The 15,844-nt window shown below is 50.4% G+C and carries 16 protein-coding genes; 6 read left to right on the forward strand and 10 right to left on the reverse strand.

Features of this window, described 5'->3' with window-relative positions:
* Window positions 1–100: 100 nt before the first annotated feature.
* From I6E40_RS03520 to rpsF, 10 genes are all read right to left on the reverse strand, one after another.
* A complete protein-coding gene (locus I6E40_RS03520) occupies window positions 101–1,000 on the reverse strand; it encodes a LysR family transcriptional regulator (protein WP_235385525.1) in 900 nt (299 codons plus the stop codon).
* Window positions 1,001–1,025: 25 nt separating this feature from the next.
* The gene (locus I6E40_RS03525) at window positions 1,026–1,523 is read right to left on the reverse strand and encodes a threonine/serine exporter family protein (protein WP_235385526.1); all 498 of its coding nucleotides are present in this window, start codon (window positions 1,521–1,523) and stop codon (window positions 1,026–1,028) included.
* 25 nt (window positions 1,524–1,548) lie between these two features.
* Window positions 1,549–2,352, reverse strand: coding sequence for a threonine/serine exporter ThrE family protein (locus I6E40_RS03530; RefSeq protein WP_235385527.1), 804 nt, complete (start codon window positions 2,350–2,352; stop codon window positions 1,549–1,551).
* Between the two features lie 482 nt (window positions 2,353–2,834).
* Entirely contained in the window at window positions 2,835–3,425 is a 591-nt protein-coding gene (gene nadD / locus I6E40_RS03535; protein WP_235385528.1) for a nicotinate (nicotinamide) nucleotide adenylyltransferase, read from the reverse strand.
* The gene (gene gmk, locus I6E40_RS03540) at window positions 3,422–3,991 is read right to left on the reverse strand and encodes a guanylate kinase (protein ID WP_235385529.1); all 570 of its coding nucleotides are present in this window, start codon (window positions 3,989–3,991) and stop codon (window positions 3,422–3,424) included. The genes nadD and gmk overlap by 4 nt, the downstream gene beginning before the upstream one ends.
* Before the next feature lie 37 nt (window positions 3,992–4,028).
* Window positions 4,029–4,904, reverse strand: a complete 876-nt coding sequence (locus I6E40_RS03545) for a YicC/YloC family endoribonuclease (protein WP_235385530.1) — start codon at window positions 4,902–4,904, stop codon at window positions 4,029–4,031.
* A 476-nt stretch (window positions 4,905–5,380) separates the two neighbouring features.
* Window positions 5,381–6,130 (reverse strand): tRNA pseudouridine(38-40) synthase TruA, encoded by a 750-nt coding sequence (truA, locus tag I6E40_RS03550; protein WP_235385531.1) that lies wholly within the window; start codon window positions 6,128–6,130, stop codon window positions 5,381–5,383.
* A 106-nt stretch (window positions 6,131–6,236) separates the two neighbouring features.
* Window positions 6,237–6,692 carry a 50S ribosomal protein L9 gene (gene rplI / locus I6E40_RS03555; protein ID WP_235385532.1) on the reverse strand — a complete coding sequence of 152 codons (456 nt, stop codon included), beginning with the start codon at window positions 6,690–6,692 and terminating at the stop codon, window positions 6,237–6,239.
* Window positions 6,693–6,714: 22 nt separating this feature from the next.
* Window positions 6,715–6,984: a 30S ribosomal protein S18 gene (gene rpsR, locus I6E40_RS03560; protein ID WP_235385533.1), complete on the reverse strand. Its 270-nt coding sequence runs from the start codon at window positions 6,982–6,984 to the stop codon at window positions 6,715–6,717.
* A 2-nt stretch (window positions 6,985–6,986) separates the two neighbouring features.
* Window positions 6,987–7,328 (reverse strand): 30S ribosomal protein S6, encoded by a 342-nt coding sequence (rpsF, locus tag I6E40_RS03565; RefSeq protein WP_235385553.1) that lies wholly within the window; start codon window positions 7,326–7,328, stop codon window positions 6,987–6,989.
* Window positions 7,329–7,352: 24 nt separating this feature from the next.
* Between rpsF and I6E40_RS03570 the strand changes: the two genes are divergently transcribed.
* The 6 genes from I6E40_RS03570 to I6E40_RS03595 all read left to right on the forward strand — a co-directional run bounded on the left by I6E40_RS03570 (window position 7,353) and on the right by I6E40_RS03595 (window position 15,664).
* A complete protein-coding gene (locus tag I6E40_RS03570; protein ID WP_235385534.1) occupies window positions 7,353–7,667 on the forward strand; it encodes a hypothetical protein in 315 nt (104 codons plus the stop codon).
* A 45-nt stretch (window positions 7,668–7,712) separates the two neighbouring features.
* Window positions 7,713–9,395: an AMP-binding protein gene (locus tag I6E40_RS03575; RefSeq protein ID WP_235385535.1), complete on the forward strand. Its 1,683-nt coding sequence runs from the start codon at window positions 7,713–7,715 to the stop codon at window positions 9,393–9,395.
* A gap of 241 nt (window positions 9,396–9,636) precedes the next feature.
* Complete coding sequence (gene lptB / locus I6E40_RS03580) at window positions 9,637–10,425, forward strand: LPS export ABC transporter ATP-binding protein (protein ID WP_235385536.1); 789 nt, start codon at window positions 9,637–9,639, stop codon at window positions 10,423–10,425.
* Between the two features lie 56 nt (window positions 10,426–10,481).
* On the forward strand, window positions 10,482–12,956 hold the full coding sequence (locus I6E40_RS03585; protein WP_235385537.1) for a S9 family peptidase: 2,475 nt from the start codon (window positions 10,482–10,484) through the stop codon (window positions 12,954–12,956).
* 145 nt (window positions 12,957–13,101) lie between these two features.
* The gene (gene hemW / locus I6E40_RS03590) at window positions 13,102–14,274 is read left to right on the forward strand and encodes a radical SAM family heme chaperone HemW (RefSeq protein ID WP_235385538.1); all 1,173 of its coding nucleotides are present in this window, start codon (window positions 13,102–13,104) and stop codon (window positions 14,272–14,274) included.
* Window positions 14,275–14,641: 367 nt separating this feature from the next.
* Window positions 14,642–15,664, forward strand: coding sequence for a YhcG family protein (locus I6E40_RS03595; RefSeq protein ID WP_235385539.1), 1,023 nt, complete (start codon window positions 14,642–14,644; stop codon window positions 15,662–15,664).
* Window positions 15,665–15,844 lie beyond the last annotated feature (180 nt).

Raw genomic sequence — 15,844 nt, forward strand, 5'->3', positions numbered from 1 at the left:
CCACGCTATGCTCTCGGCACGAGGCCGAACGGCTGCCCGAGTGAACAGAATGTGGGGATGGACAAAAAAAGTAGGCGTGCTAACTATTATCCTGCTATTTCTATATCCAGTTGTTCTGAAAGCGTTTGACTGCGATTGATTCCGTAAGGATACGCACAAACTCCTGCATCGACTGTTTGCGATAGGTCTCTTTTAGGATATGGACACAGCCCGACATCTGGTTGTCGGGAACATTGATAGGCACGGCCTTCACATCGCCCACGCCGTATATGGTATCTTCTGCCAACACGGTGACGAGGTTTGTCTGGCGTACGAGTTTCAAGAGCGTGTTGACATTGTTCAGTTCAATGCGTATCTTGAATTGTTCGTAATCTGACACAATGTTGTCAAAGGCATTACGGGCCTGCAACCCCTTTGAAGGGAGTGCCAAATCATAGTTTGCAAGTTCGGATATGGCCACTTTGTCTTTCGAGGCAAGGGGGTGGTTTGTCCTGACTATCGCCGACAGGGTGTTCTGAAACAGAATATGCGACTCCACATGGGGCAAGGGCTGAAGGGGTTTGAAGGCGAGCACGAAGTCGAGTTCGTGATTGGAGAGCAATTCCATCAGCTCATTCATCTGCTTGTACACGATGTTGACTTTTATCTTCGGATACAACTTTATAAAAGCTATCAGGGATTCCGTAAGAATAGCGCTGAAGGAGTGGGTGACTCCAATGTTGAGCGTGCCGGTCAGCATGTTCCGTAAATCACGAATCCGGTCGGCACACGCTTCTGCATCGTGTATGGTTCGAAGAGCAAAGGGTAGCATCACTTCTCCAGCCTCGGTCAACTGGAAGGAGCGGCTGTCGCGGATAAAGAGCTTGGTGCCAAGTTCGTCTTCCAGCTGCTTAATCTGCTGCGAAAGCGAGCTTTGGGCTATATGCATGCAGTTTGCAGCGTGTGAAAAGCTCTGCGTTTCGGCAGCTTTTGCGAAATATCTTAATTGTCTTAGTTCCATATAAAGGTAAAATTACAAAATATTTCTATCGCGTTGCAGTAAACGACAGTTTTTTTAGTAGAAAGACCGGAGTCGTAGCCCCTATGACCATGCCTAAAATAATAAATGTACAGGTGAGACCATTAAAGGCAAACAGATAAAAGTAGTGACTGAAGACCTCCTCCCGGGTGTGATACAGACATAACAGCAGTGCCTCGATTGTACGGTAGGCATACATGCCGGGTATCATAGGCAGCAGTGCCGGGAAAAAGCACACTTCGGCGGGGCACTTGATACGTGAGGCAAACAACACCGCGAACATGCCGATGGCAAATGCAGCCACCGTGCTGGCAGGGATAATGTGTAAGCCTCCTAATTCAGGCTGTGTCAACACATAACGTATGGCGTGTCCCACAGCAGCAATCAGAGCGCAGGTTGAATAAGCACGCCTGGGGGTATTGCTTATACTGGAGAAACCGATGGCTGCTATCGCTGCAAAGAAGCCGTCCTCAAAAATATTGATAAAAATATCGTTCCACATCATTCTTTCAAGGTGGGTTTTGGTCGACCTAAAACCATTTTAAGCCAAGCATGAGCATTCCGGCACAAAGTCCCGCTGACAGACACGCGGTCAGCACAGCCGCATCAAAAAAACGGCTGAACGCACACAGATAATGCCGGTATATCATATCACTGACCGCATTTATATAGGGTACTCCGGGAATCAAGTACAAAACACTCGTGCCAAGTGCTAATTCTGGAGTTGAACCAATATGGAAGATATGCCCGCCAGCACTGATGGAAGCTGAGAAGAATGAGGCGCACAGAAAGGTCAGGCGCACGTCGCGCCCATCTTCGAGCATGATTTGCTTGAGCCTATACCCCGTCAGTGTGGAAATGAATACTATCAGCATGGCAAACCAGTCGCCGCCAAACAGACGGCAAAATGCTGCATTGGCAAAACTCGTCAGAATCAGCACCTCCCACTTGCCCGTGGGCTTTGTGGTCTTGATGCCTTCGAAGTGCTCCACCGCAGCAGGCAGCCCCAAGCGGTTGTCTGCTATTTTCCAGCTTAGTTGGCTCAGGCGGGTGTTCAAGTCAAAGCTTATGCCACAGTGGGCGGTTCTGCGTTGCGCTATTTCGGCATGCGTCTGGGCCGTATTCCACACCGAAACAGTGACATGGTCCGGCATGATGAAGATGTCGAGGTTCACGCCAAAGGCCTCTGCCATACGCTTGGTGTTCTTTTCTATACGGATACATGTGCCTCCGCATCCCAACAGCAGTGAAGCATATTCGGCAAGAAACGCAGCCGTTTGTCGCAAAACGGTGCTATCACCAGGCATGCTCATATTATTGGTCTTCGCTTGCATCTTCTTTGTTAGTGATACCCGGGATATGATCGTCGCCAGGAACGTAGAACATATCTGTTTCCCTACCGAACCCAAGCAGATGCTTTGCTTTGTGGTCGCAACTGTAACTACGGTGTCTGGCAGTGTAATATTCGATGGTTCTGAAGATAAATGCGCATAACAGCACAGCAGCAATAATGCACCACGTAATCATTGGATAGTTCATAATCGTTTAATTCTTAATGTATGATATATTTCTTGAATTCAGTGCAAAAGTAGAACGTCTCTCAAAGATGTATAAATGTGAGTTAATGGATTCTCCTATCATTGCTATAGGCAAAGTTGAAGCCTTAAAAACTTTATGCATGTACATGTGCCTATGCATAAAGTTTTTAAGGCTTGACAAAGTATGATCCCCTAAAACTATTTTTTGGGGTTCATAAAGCAAACGGTTGGTGGTACACAGCACCGAAAGTGAGAATCGTTCCTTATGGGGCAGGTATTCAATCTTTTACTAAGTTCTCTCTTTTCATCAGTGCGTCAAAAACGGCGGGGTGAAGGTGGCGACGGGCGGTTTCCGTGTTGCCCTCGCGGAGCATTTGACGAATCTCGGTGGAGGAGATGTGGTGGAGTGGCGCGTCAATGATGCGCACTCCGCGGGGGAGGGTGGAGGAGCAGGGCAGGGTGTAGCCGGGACGGGGATAAATCAAGATTTCATGGTTCTCCAAAATTTCGCGTGCTTTGAACCATCGTTCGAAAATCGCCCAGTTGTCGGCGCCAATCAGTAGGGAGAAACTTCGGTCGGGATAGGCGTTCTGCAGTGCTTGTAGCGTTTGCCATGTGAAGGAGGGGCGGGGGAGACAGAACTCAAAGGCGGAGGCTCGGATGCCCTTCTCCTCAGCGGTGGCGAGGGCGCAGAGCGCATAGCGTTCTGCTTCGGGCATCAAGTCGGCGGAGGCTTTCAAAGGATTGTGGGGAGTGACCATCATCCAGACTTCATCGGCAAGACCTTGCGTCATGACGGCACGACACAAGGCAAGGTGGCCGTTGTGAATCGGATTGAAAGAACCGCCAAAGAGAACCGTGCGCTTCATGGCTTGTCCAGGAATTCGGAAATCAGGGCTACGAAATCTTTCTTCGCCGTCTCAAGGTCGTCGTTCACCACAATCTGGTCAAACTTCTCTGCCTGGCTCAACTCAAAGCGGGCTCGCGCCAAGCGGTCTTCAATGACTTCGGGCGCATCAGTGGCGCGTTGTTCAAGTCGTTGCCGCAAACTTTCAATGGAGGGAGGCTGGATGAAAACGCTCAGAGCACGGTCGCCATAGTATTCTTTTATTTTCTGAGCACCGACCACATCCACGTCGAAGATGACGTGCTTGCCGTCTTCAAGTTGGCGATTGACCTGCTGCTTGAGGGAGCCGTAGAAGCGACCGCCATAGACTTCCACATATTCCAAAAAGTCGTTTTGCTCAATGTGGTGCCGGAACTCCTCGGTGGAGAGAAAATGATAGTCCACACCATTTTGCTCTTTCCCTCTCGGCGCACGGTTGGTGGCAGAAACTGAAAAAGCGATGTCGCTGCGGAATTTCATCAGGTGGTTGATGAGCGTGCTTTTTCCGGTTCCGCTCGGAGCAGAGACAATGACTACTTTTGTGCTCATGGCATTAGATTTAAGGTTGTTGATTGGTATGTGCTAATCACATGACATTCAGCACTTGTTCTTTGATTTGTTCAAGTTCATCTTTCATTCTCACCACGATGTTTTGCATTTCGGCGATGTTGCTTTTTGAGCCGGTGGTGTTGATTTCTCTTCCCATCTCTTGAGCGATGAATCCGAGTTTTTTTCCTTGTCCGCTGCCGTTGAGCATGGTTTCGCGGAAGTAGGCGATGTGGTTCGTCAGACGTTGTTTTTCTTCGCTGATGTCAAGTTTCTCGATGTAGTAGATGAGTTCCTGTTCGAGTCGGTTTTTGTCGTAGTCCACTCCGGTGAGTTCCTCGAGTCTTTCCTCGAGTCTTTTGCGGATTTTCTCGACGCGTGCTTTTTCAAAGGGCACGATTTCTTCCTTGAGCGCGGCGATGGCATCCAGTTTCTCGGTGAATTTTTTCGCGAGTGCTTCTCCTTCTTGCTTTCGGAAGTCAATGAGATGGTTCAGCGCTTCGTCAATGGCTGCGCAGACTTTGCTCCATTCTTCTTCTTCGAGGCTTTCTTCGGTTCGTTGCATCGTGCTTTCGGGCAGGCGAACGAGCACCTCCCACGGGTTGGTCGGCATGGGGATTCCCGTTTTTGCGGAAATTTCCTTCATTTGTTGAAGATAGGACTCGGCGGCTGCAGCGTTCAAGACGGGCGTATAAGTCGTTTCGTCTTTTTCCAACCAAAGATAGAAATCCACTTTTCCGCGCTCAAGTACTTGAGACACACGGGTTCTGATTTCCATTTCCTTTTCTCTGTATCTGGAAGCCACACGCGTGGAAAGGTCCATGCTTTTGCTGTTGAGAGAACGAACTTCGATGTGAATGGTTTTTCCTTCAAGGATGGCATCGGCTTTGCCGAAACCGGTCATTGACTGTATCATGTCAAAGAAAAATGTGTGAGAGATGAATGAAGCGTGGCAGAAAAATGCCACAATTTGTTTATTTATTCGCAAAAGTACTCAAAAAATCAGAGATTCAGCACAGTTTGAATCCCTTAGTAATATGAAAATAATAAGTTGCGTCAGATTTGAATTAGATTTTCGAGGTCAGATTTTCACCCGAAGAAGGAGCATAGCCGTAGTTATGTGACTGATGAGGGTGGAAATATGGACCGAAAAGATTTTCAAAGATGATGCAGGTTATTTTTTGAGGATTACTTAAATAAAAGAGCCTTCCAATATGCTCTTCGTCATGTCTGTTTGCAAGATGAGTTTTAGCTTCACCCTCGAAGGTGCGTCAGAATGGCTAAGATGCAAGGCGCTGAGGATGAGGGCGCAGGGAGTGTACTGAAGTACATGACCAAGCCCGAATCCGATAGCAACGAAGCAGATTGGCTATTATGACACACCGCCAAGCATTATAAGAAAATATCGGTAGGATAGACCACATCCACCAGGAAGAGTCCGTGAGCCGGAACCGAATCGCCTGCAGCGCATCGGTTTCGGCTTTCGATGATTTGGCGGAAATCTTCCAACGTTTTCTTTCCTCTTCCCACCTCCAAGAGTGTGCCGACCACGGCTCGCACCATGTTGCGAAGGAAACGGTCTGCAGTGATTTCAAAACGCCAGACGCCGGGTGAAACTTCTTCCCACACTGCGCGTTTCAAACGACAGATGTTTGTTTTGGCATCGGTGTGGAGTTTGGAAAAAGAGGTGAAGTCACTGACTGAGAGCAGCATCTTTGCTGCCTCATTCATCTTTTTGAAGTCAAGTTCAAAAGGCATGTGGGCGGCGGAGTCCGTCAGGAACGGGTCTTTGTGCTGGCAGAGGAAGTAGTGGTAGGTTCGTTCCTGAGCGTCGAAGCGTGCGTGTGCTTCGGGTTTCACTTCACGAAGTGCGTGAATGGCAATGTCCGGTGGAAGGATTCGGTTGAGCCGATAGGCAGTTTGTTTCGTGTCCAGTTCCTTTTCCGTGTCAAAGTGTGCAGCCATTTTTTTTGCGTGCACCCCCGTGTCTGTTCTTCCGGCTCCGGTGATGGAAACGGTTTGTCCGAGCAAGAGACTGAGTGCTTCATTGATTTTTTGCTGCACACTGACGGCGTTGGGTTGCACTTGCCAACCGTGATAGGCTGCGCCGTGATAGGAAAGGAAGAGGAAATAGCGATGCATGGGCGTGGAGGGAGCACTTTTGATGTGTCCCTCAAAAAAGAAAAGCGTGCTGCTTCTCGATGGGAGGCAGCACGCGAAAGTTTTCAATATTGTCAGAAACGAAGTTTTAAGCTTCAGCAGCTTCAGCAACCACAGTGAAGGGGATTTCAACGGAAACTTCTTTGTGGAGTTTCACGGTTGCGCTGTAGGAGCCCACTTCTTTCACTTCTTTCACCACGATGCTCTTGCGATCCACTTCGAAACCGAGTTTAGCGAGTGCTTCAGAGATGTGGAGGCTGTTGACGGAGCCGTAGATAGCACCGGTTGCGCTGACTTTCGTAGCGATGGTGATGGGTTCAATGGCGCCGAGTTTTGCTGCGAGTTCTTCAGCGTCAGCCTTGATCTTGGCGAGCTTGTGAGCGCGCTGCTTGAGGTTCTCAGCGAGTACTTTCTTTGCGGAGGGAGAAGCGATGACAGCTTTGCCCTGGGGGATGAGGTAGTTGCGGCCATAGCCGTTCTTAACCTCTACGATATCGTCTTTGTATCCGAGTCCGGGTACGTTTTCTTTAAGAATCAGTTCCATAATGTAAATGTGTCCTCCTAAATTATTTCATCAAATCGGTTACGAAGGGCAGGAGTGCCAAGTGGCGTGCACGTTTCACTGCCTGAGCGACGCGGCGCTGGTATTTGAGGGAAGTGCCGGTGATGCGACGGGGCAGGATTTTGCCTTGTTCGTTGAGGAACTTTTTGAGGAATTCGGGATCTTTGTAGTCAATATACTTGATTCCGCTCTTTTTGAAGCGGCAGTATTTTTTCTTTTTGGTATCTACGGTGGGGGGAGTGAGATAGCGGATTTCAGATTGTGCCTGTGCCATGATTAGTTCTCCTTTTTGTTAAATTTGTTACGACGTTTTTCTGCGTAGAGCGCTGCATATTTTTCCTGTTTCACAACGAGGGAGCGGATGACGCGCTCGTCGCGACGGAAAGCAATTTCCAAGCGTTCGATGGCAGCAGGTTCAGCCTTGAACTCGATGAGTTCGTAGAAGCCGCTGGACTTCTTTTGAATAGGATAGGCGAGGGTCTTCAATCCCCATGCTTCTTCATTGATGATCTCTGCGCCGTTCTGGACGAGGACATCTTTGAATTTTTCGACCGTTTCCTTCATCTGTTGGTCAGACAAAACGGGAGTCATAATGAAAACGGTCTCGTACTGATTAATCATAAGACTTTTGTGGATAAAAATGTGATTATTGCAAAATTGCGGTGCAAAATTAGAACTTCTTTGTGGTTTGAACAAACTTCCCGTGTCTTTTCTTTTGATTTTTTAGGAATAAGAGCCGATTTTTCAAGGAGAAGGCGGCATATTTTAGTAAGGATTACTTACCTCATCCCACACCGCTTTTTTCTCCCCTTCCTTTCCCTTTTCTTCCTTTCTCCTCCTTTTTTGCAAGCCGGCGTGGACAAAAAAAGCGGGAAAAGGGAGTGTCATGTGGATTTTTTCGTAACTTTGCGCAAAAATTATCTTTTTGTGCGAAAGAAGCTCCCCAAAGAGGAGTGAAAGAGCGCATTTTTTATCTCCTTTATATATCCTTTATATAATACTATGGAAATCCCTTCAAACTACTCCGACTTTGTGGGTCTGATTGCCGAGAGCATTCGCAACAACTGGAATGCAGATGCACTGACAGACTATCAAGGTGTCACACTTCAATACAAGGACGTAGCCCGAAAGATCGAGAAACTTCACATTTTGTTTGAAAATGCCGGTGTCAAGAAAGGCGATCGCATCGCTCTCTGCGGACGAAACAGCGCACACTGGGCTGCCGCTTTCCTCGCCGTTTTGAGTTATGGTGCTGTCGCGGTGCCCGTGCTCCACGAGTTCAAGGCGCAGCAGGTCCACGACATCGTGAATCACTCTGAAGCCAAAATTCTTTTTGTCGGAGACATGGTTTGGCCCGAACTTGACGGTGAAGCCATGCCGAACCTTGAAGGCATCATCTACATTCCTGACTATTCTGTCGTGCTCTCGCGCTCCACGCTCCTCACCGATGCCCGAGAGAGACTGAACGAATACTTCGGAAAGAAATATCCGAAATATTTCCGACCGGAACACATCAACTATTCCCATCAAACAGACCCCGACGGACTCGCGCTCATCAACTACACCAGCGGAACAACCTCCAACTCCAAAGGCGTGATGGTTCCCTTCCGCGCTCTGTGGTCCAACTATATGTTTGCCGAAGAAGTGCTGGGCAACTATGTAAAAGCCGGAGACAAGGTGATTTCCATGCTTCCGTTGGCTCACATGTATGGCATGGCATTTGAATTCATTTTTGAATTCCTCCACGGCTGCCATGTCTATTATCTCACTCGCATTCCTTCCCCGAAGATTGTGTTGAAGGCTTTCAGCGACATCAAGCCTGTCATCATTATCTCCGTTCCGCTCATCATCGAGAAAATCATCAAGAAGAACGTGCTCCCGAAACTTCAGACCTACAGCATGAAGGTCTTGCTCAAAGTCCCCGTCATCAGTGGTAAGATTCTTGACAAGGTGCGCGACAGCCTCAAAGAAGCCTTCGGAGGAAATTTCTACGAAATCATCATCGGCGGTGCCGCCTTCAACAGCGAGGTCGAAAGTCTGCTGAAGAAAATCGGATTCAACTATACGGTCGGCTACGGTGCCACCGAGTGTGCTCCCATCATCACCTACGAAGACTGGCATCATTTCCGTCAGGGCTCTTGCGGAAAAGCCGCGCCTCGCATGGAGGTGAAGGTGAACAGCGCAGACCCGCAGCACATTGCCGGCGAAATTCTCACGCGAGGCATGAACACCATGCTCGGCTATTTCAAAAATCCCGAAGCCACCGCCGCTGCGCTTGACAGCGAGGGATGGTATCACACGGGCGACCTTGGTCTCATGGATGCCGAAGGCAATCTCTTCATCCGCGGACGCAGCAAGAACATGCTCCTCGGCGCTTCCGGTCAGAACATCTATCCCGAGGAAATCGAAGACAAACTCAACACCTACCCCTACGTCAGCGAGAGCATCGTCATTCAGAGAAACGAAAAACTCTATGCGCTGATTCATCCGGACTATGATGAAGCCGCTGCCGCCGGACTTGACGCGGATGCGCTTCACGCCGTGATGGAGCAAAACCGCAAGGAACTCAACAATGAGGTCGCTACCTACGAACGGCTCAGCGGTTTCAAACTCATGAAAGAAGAGTTTGAAAAAACTCCGAAGCGAAGCATCAAGCGTTTCCTCTACGAGAACGAGGAAGTCTGACTCACGCTCCGCTCGACGTTCCTTGCATAGTTCCTTATATATATATAATATGGTATAGTGGCAGTGTGTCATAATAGCCAATCTGCTGCGTGGCTATCGGACTCGGGTTTGGTCATGTGTTTTTCCCGCACTCCCTTTGCCCTTTTCCTCAGCGCCTTGCATTTTGCCTATTCTGACGCACCGTCCAAGGGTGTAGCCAAAATGTGCATTTTGACACATCCCGTCTTGAAAAAAGAACAACATGGCAGAACTTGAAACAACGCCTGCTCCCGAACACCGCATGGTGTTGCGTTCGGAGAATTTGGTCAAGAAATATGGTCGCCGAACCGTCGTGAACGGCGTGTCTTTTGACGTCAAACAAGGAGAAATCGTGGGTTTGCTCGGTCCGAACGGAGCGGGGAAAACCACGTCTTTTTATATGACCACCGGACTCGTCGTGCCCAACGGCGGAAGAATCTTCCTTGACGATGAGGAAATCACGAAAGACCCTGTCTATAAGCGCGCTCAGAAAGGCATCGGCTATCTCGCCCAGGAAGCATCCGTCTTCCGCAAGATGAGCGTGGAGGACAACATCGCCTCCGTGCTGGAGATGACCGGGCGTTCGAAAGAATATCAGCGCGACAAACTCGAGAGCCTCATTTCCGAGTTCAACCTTCAGAAAGTACGCAAGAACCCCGGAGACGCCCTCTCGGGTGGCGAGCGACGCAGAACCGAGATTGCACGCTGTCTCGCCATCGACCCGAAGTTCATCATGTTGGACGAACCTTTCGCCGGCGTGGACCCGATTGCTGTCGAAGACATTCAGTATGTCGTCTGGAAACTCAAAGACCGCAACATCGGCATCCTCATCACCGACCACAATGTCGAAGAAACGCTCTGCATCACCGACCGCGCCTATCTCCTTTTTGAGGGAAGAATCCTCTTCCAAGGCAATCCCGAAGAACTCTCCGAGAATCAAGTCGTTCGAGACAAATATCTCACCAATAGTTTCAAACTGAGAAAGAAAGACTTCAGCGCAATGAACCGTTAGGCTTGTTTCGTCCCCCTTTCCTCTCTTTGATTTTTCTGAATCCATCATTCACCATCATGAACATAGCACTTCTCAGCATCCTTTCCTTGGCGGCCTCCGCCGACACCCTCGTGGTGGAGAAGGCAGACCTCGTTTCCTCTGCCCCTCTCATCCGCCCCTATCAAACAGATTCTGTCAATCTGAAAGAAAAGACTCTTGACCTGAAAGAGGCTTTGGAGAAAAACAAACCCTTCAAACCCGCCCGTGTCGCACAACCCGCCGCCGTGCAGGTTGTGAAACGTGGCGAAGCCCTCAACTGTCCGGAAAATGCAGCGGGCGTCCTCCGCACCCTGCGTTTCAACGTGCAGACTCCGCGCTTCGTCGAAGCCACACTCTCGGTGGAGAAGTTGGCGAACCATCGCGTCTATGTCGATGGAACGCAACTCAGCGGCGACAAACTCTCCCTCCAACCCGGTCGCGCTGAGATTGTCATCCAAGCCTTGACGCTTGCCGAAGCCAAAGACTCCTTCTTTGTCAGCCTTCGGGGCGACAACCTCAAAGATGTCGTGGTGAACGCCACCGGCAAGCGCCCCTACACCATGAAAGACATGCTGCTCGGCGAAAGTTACAGCCGATGCTCCATGTCGCCCGATGGAAAATTCGCCGTCATTCTGACCTATCTCCGAGAAGAGAACGGAAACATTTCCTACACCACACGCCTCACCGAACTCGCCACCGGAAAAGACGTTTTCAAACTCAACGGCTACACGCCCTATTCCTGGCTCGAGGCGGAAGACCATCAACTCTTCTTCACCCGCAACAACCTGCAGGGACGGGAACTTGTCCTCTTCGACGCTGCCACTCGCAACGAGACGGTGTTGGCGGAACACATTCCCGACGGAAACTTCGAGGTCTCTCCGAAAAAGGACTATTTGATTTACACCCTCACCGAAGAAGGCCCCACCACTTCCAACAGTCTCAAACTCCTGCGCGACCCGGATGACCGTATGCCGGGATGGAGAAATCGCAGCACGCTTTGGAAATATGACCTCGCCTCTGCCACGATGAGCCGACTGACCTACGGCAGTGCAGGAGTCTATCTTTCAGACATTTCTCAGGATGCCAAGAAACTCCTGCTTTGCTACACCCGCTTCGATCCTGCCAAGATGCCCTTCGAACGCAGAACCATCGTCGAAATGGATGCCTACACCGGCAAGGTGGACACGCTTCTCGCCGACACGGCTTTCATCTCCTCTGCCATCTACTCTCCCGACGCCACCCGCCTGCTCATTTCCGCTTCTCCCGCTTCCTTCAACCGCCTCGGCTGTGAAGTCGGAAAGGACATGAATCCCAGTGCGTTTGACTATCGTCTTTATCTCTACGACATCGCATCTCACCAGACCAAACCCTTGCTCCCGGGCTTCAAACCCTCCGTCGGAAACTATCAGTGGTCTCGCGGTGACGGTCAAATCTATTTTGTGGCGGATGACGCCAGCGGTCGCGGCATCTTCTCGCTGAATCCCGAGAGCGGCGCGGTCAAGAGTTACCGTCTTCCCATCGAATGCGTTTCCGGCTTCTCCATGGCTGTCGGACAGCGCAAGAATCCGGACTTTATGGCGTTCGGGCAGAGCGGAGAGCGTGCACGCGACATGGTGATTGGCAAGTTGGACACCACGACTCCGCGTGTGAAACCCTTCGGTCCTCTCAGCTTTGAAAAGAGTGTCGGCGACGTCGCCGTCGGAAGTTGCCGCGACTGGAAGTTCCTCACCTCCCGAGGCGACTCCATCGATGGTTTCTTCTTCCTCCCGCCCAATTTCGATGAGACGAAGAAATATCCCATGATTGTCTATTACTACGGCGGCTGCACGCCCTCCACGAAGTGTTTGGAATATCAGTATCCCGTGCAGGTGCTTGCCGGTCAGGGCTACGTGGTCTATGTCGTCAACCCGAGCGGTTGCATCGGCTACGGTCAAGAATTTGCCGCCCGCCACGTCAATGCCTGGGGCAAGCGCACCGCGGAGGACATCATTGAAGGCACCCGTCAGTTCTGCAAAGAACACACCTTTGTCGATGCTTCCAAAATCGGTTGCATGGGTGCTTCCTACGGCGGCTTCATGACGCAGTATCTTCAGACCCGCACCGACCTCTTCGCCGCAGCCGTTTCCCACGCCGGCATCAGCAACATCGCCAGCTACTGGGGTGGGGGATATTGGGGCTACACCTACGGCGAGTGTGCGCAGTATGGCAGCTTCCCCTGGAACAACCCCTCTCTCTATGTCGAGCAGTCTCCCTTGTTCAGCGCAGACAAAATCAAAACCCCTCTGCTCCTGCTCCACGGCACCGTAGATACCAACGTGCCGACCAACGAGAGCCAGCAACTCTACACCGCGCTGAAGATTCTCGGCAAGGAGGTGGAATATGTGCAAGTCGATGGCGAGAACCACGTCATTGTGGACTACAAAAAGCGCATGGCTTGGCAGCAAGTCATCTTCGCCTGGTTCGCCAAGCACCTGAAAAACGACGATGCCTGGTGGAAGAGTCTGAAACTCTAAACCGACGTTCTGAAAAACAGGTTGAACAGTTTTTCGTTTAGAGGAGCGGTCTTTTGTGAGTGGAGACGGAAGCACAGCGTGCTGTGTGACTGACGAGACTTACAAAAGACCGCTCTGACAATCGCAATAAAACCCTACAAAAACAATGATCTACGTCCACGTCCCTTTCTGTGCTTCGCGCTGCACTTACTGCGACTTCTACTCCACAACCGGTGGGGTGGAGCAACGGCAGGCATACGTCAAGGTACTGAAGGAGGAAATCAAGGCAAGAGCACACGAACTGAAAAAAGTGAGAAAAAGTGGGCGGGAGGAAGGTGTGCCACTGCGCTCCATCTACTTCGGCGGGGGAACGCCGTCGCGGCTGACCGCTGAAGAAATTGAGGAGATTCTTGACACACTGCGCCAATTCTATTTCTTGGATGACGCCACCGAGGTGACGCTGGAGGCAAATCCCGATGACTTGACAGATTCCTTTCTTTCTGCACTCAAGAAGATGGGCATCAATCGCGTGAGCCTCGGGGTGCAGACCTTCAACGACGACTTACTGAAAGTGATTCATCGGCGTCACGATGCTGCCACGGCGGTGAGGGCGGTGGAACGCCTGCAGCGGGCGGGGATTCGGAACATCAGTCTCGACCTCATCTATTCTTTGCCGCTTCAAACGCTTGAGTCTTTCCGACATGACGTTCGGACGGCACTCTCGCTTGGCGTAACCCACCTTTCTGCCTACGCACTGATGGTGGCGGAGGGCACGGTGATGGCACGGCGCATTGATGCCCACGAACTGGCGCTGCCCGACGAGGAAACGGTGCTGAAAGAGTATGACACGCTGTGTGAAATGACAGCCGCGGCAGGGATGGAGCACTATGAGATTTCCAACTTTGCCCTACCGAACTTTCACTCCCGCCACAACAGCGGGTATTGGGATACGGAGGTGGCATACGTAGGTCTCGGACCTGGAGCGCACTCTTTCCGTCTGGCATCGGAGGATGCACCGTGGGGCGTGCGTCGCCACAATCTTTCGGACCTTGGTGCGTGGTTGAAGCGTCCAGGTCAGCCCCCCTTCCAAGAAGAAGTACTGACGGAGGAGGATGCTTTCAACGAGACGGTGATGACGGCGCTGAGAACTTCAGCGGGACTGAATCTTCAGAAATTGGAGCAACACTTTTCGCCACGTCGTTTGGAACGTCTTCTTCAAGATGCCCATGTGCATCTGAAGCGCGGCACGCTGTGTCTGATAGGTCAGCACCTGCGTCTCCCGGAAGCAGCATTCCCCGTGAGCAACGACGTCATCAGCGACCTTTTCCAGGTGGAGTAGGGGCGAGGAAGAAAGACACGGCTCCCTGCGAAAATCTTGCAGAATCCGAGGGGGCTGACAAAATTGGCTTTGAAGTTGCGCATAAGCAGAGTAAGGGTTCTTAGCGTTTTACTCGCTTCAAAGTCACTAATGGTCTGTGGATTGTGCAGCTTTTTGTTAGTAAATGTTCAAAAGCTGACTTCAATCAAAGAGTGATGAACCTTCGTAAAACGAAATGTATTGCAATAAGTTTGTTACATTTGCATCATAGAACATCTCTTTATCTCCAAGCCCGTGCAGCTCCGCACCCTCGATGCCATCATGAAGGACTTCCGCAGCATCGAGCACGACACCGACGGACTGTTGGACGAAATAATGAAGTAAGCGTATGAATGAATTGACGACCAACGGCAATGTCTTGAACGACATCCGCAGGATTATAGAAGATGGCAGACGGCAGGCGTATGCTGCTGCCGGTCAGATAGCCATTGCAACCTATTGGAACATTGGCAGGCGAATTGTGGAAGAAGAACAGCAAGGACAGGAGCGGGCTAAATATGGCACTAAACTAATCGCTAATCTTGCCCGACAACTGACGTTGGAATATGGTTCGGGATTTGGGCAGCGTAGCTTAGAGCAATATCGTCGTTTCTACTTGAGTTTCAAAGATTTGGAGATTGCGCACACGCGTGTGCGCAATTTGACTTGGAGTCATCTTTGTATCATCATGCGCGAAGCAACACCGGAAGGAAGGCAATGGTATATGAAGGAGGCATCTGAGCAGATGTGGAGCGTGCGTACCTTGGAACGTAATGTTTCCACCCAATACTATGGTCGCATGATGGCTTCGCAACGTCAGCAATTAGAACTTCCGTTGCCTGCAGTTGAAGGTGAAGACCCGAAGGAATACATCAAGAATCCCTTTGTGGCAGAATTCATGGGCTTTCGCAAGGATGCTAAATTTGACGAATCTGAGATGGAGCAAGCCTTGCTGGACAACCTTCAGCAGTTCATCTTGGAGCTTGGTCGTGGCTTTGCCTTTGTAGATAGACAGAAACACATCAAGGCGGACACCGAGGACTATTATATTGACTTGGTGTTCTACAACTATCGTATGAAGCGATTTGTCTTGTTTGAGCTGAAGACGCACAAACTGACCCATCAAGACGTGGGGCAACTGGATATGTATGTACGTATGTTTGACGATCTGGTGAAAGGAGAGGATGACAATCCAACCTTAGGAGTGTTGCTTTGCACCGAAACAGACAAGACCATTGCCAAGTATTCCGTACTGCACGAGAGCGAACAGCTGTTTGCCTCGAAATATATGGCATACATGCCCACCGAAGAAGAACTGCGTCGAGAGATAGAACAGCAAAAGCAGTTCTTTCTCGCTCAGCATGGTAAATAATGAAGTAAGCGTATGGAAAATGTCTCGATAAGATTCTATAACGACCACGAGTTGGTTAGTGCCACTACCCAACTGAAACTGCGGACTGCCGACGGAAAGAGATACAACAACTGGAATAATAGTATATGACACAACGATACGATACATATAAGGACAGTGGGGTGCAATGGCTCGCTCCCC

The organism is Prevotellamassilia timonensis (assembly GCF_021531665.1).
In the GTDB taxonomy this organism is placed as follows: Bacteria; Bacteroidota; Bacteroidia; order Bacteroidales; family Bacteroidaceae; genus Alloprevotella.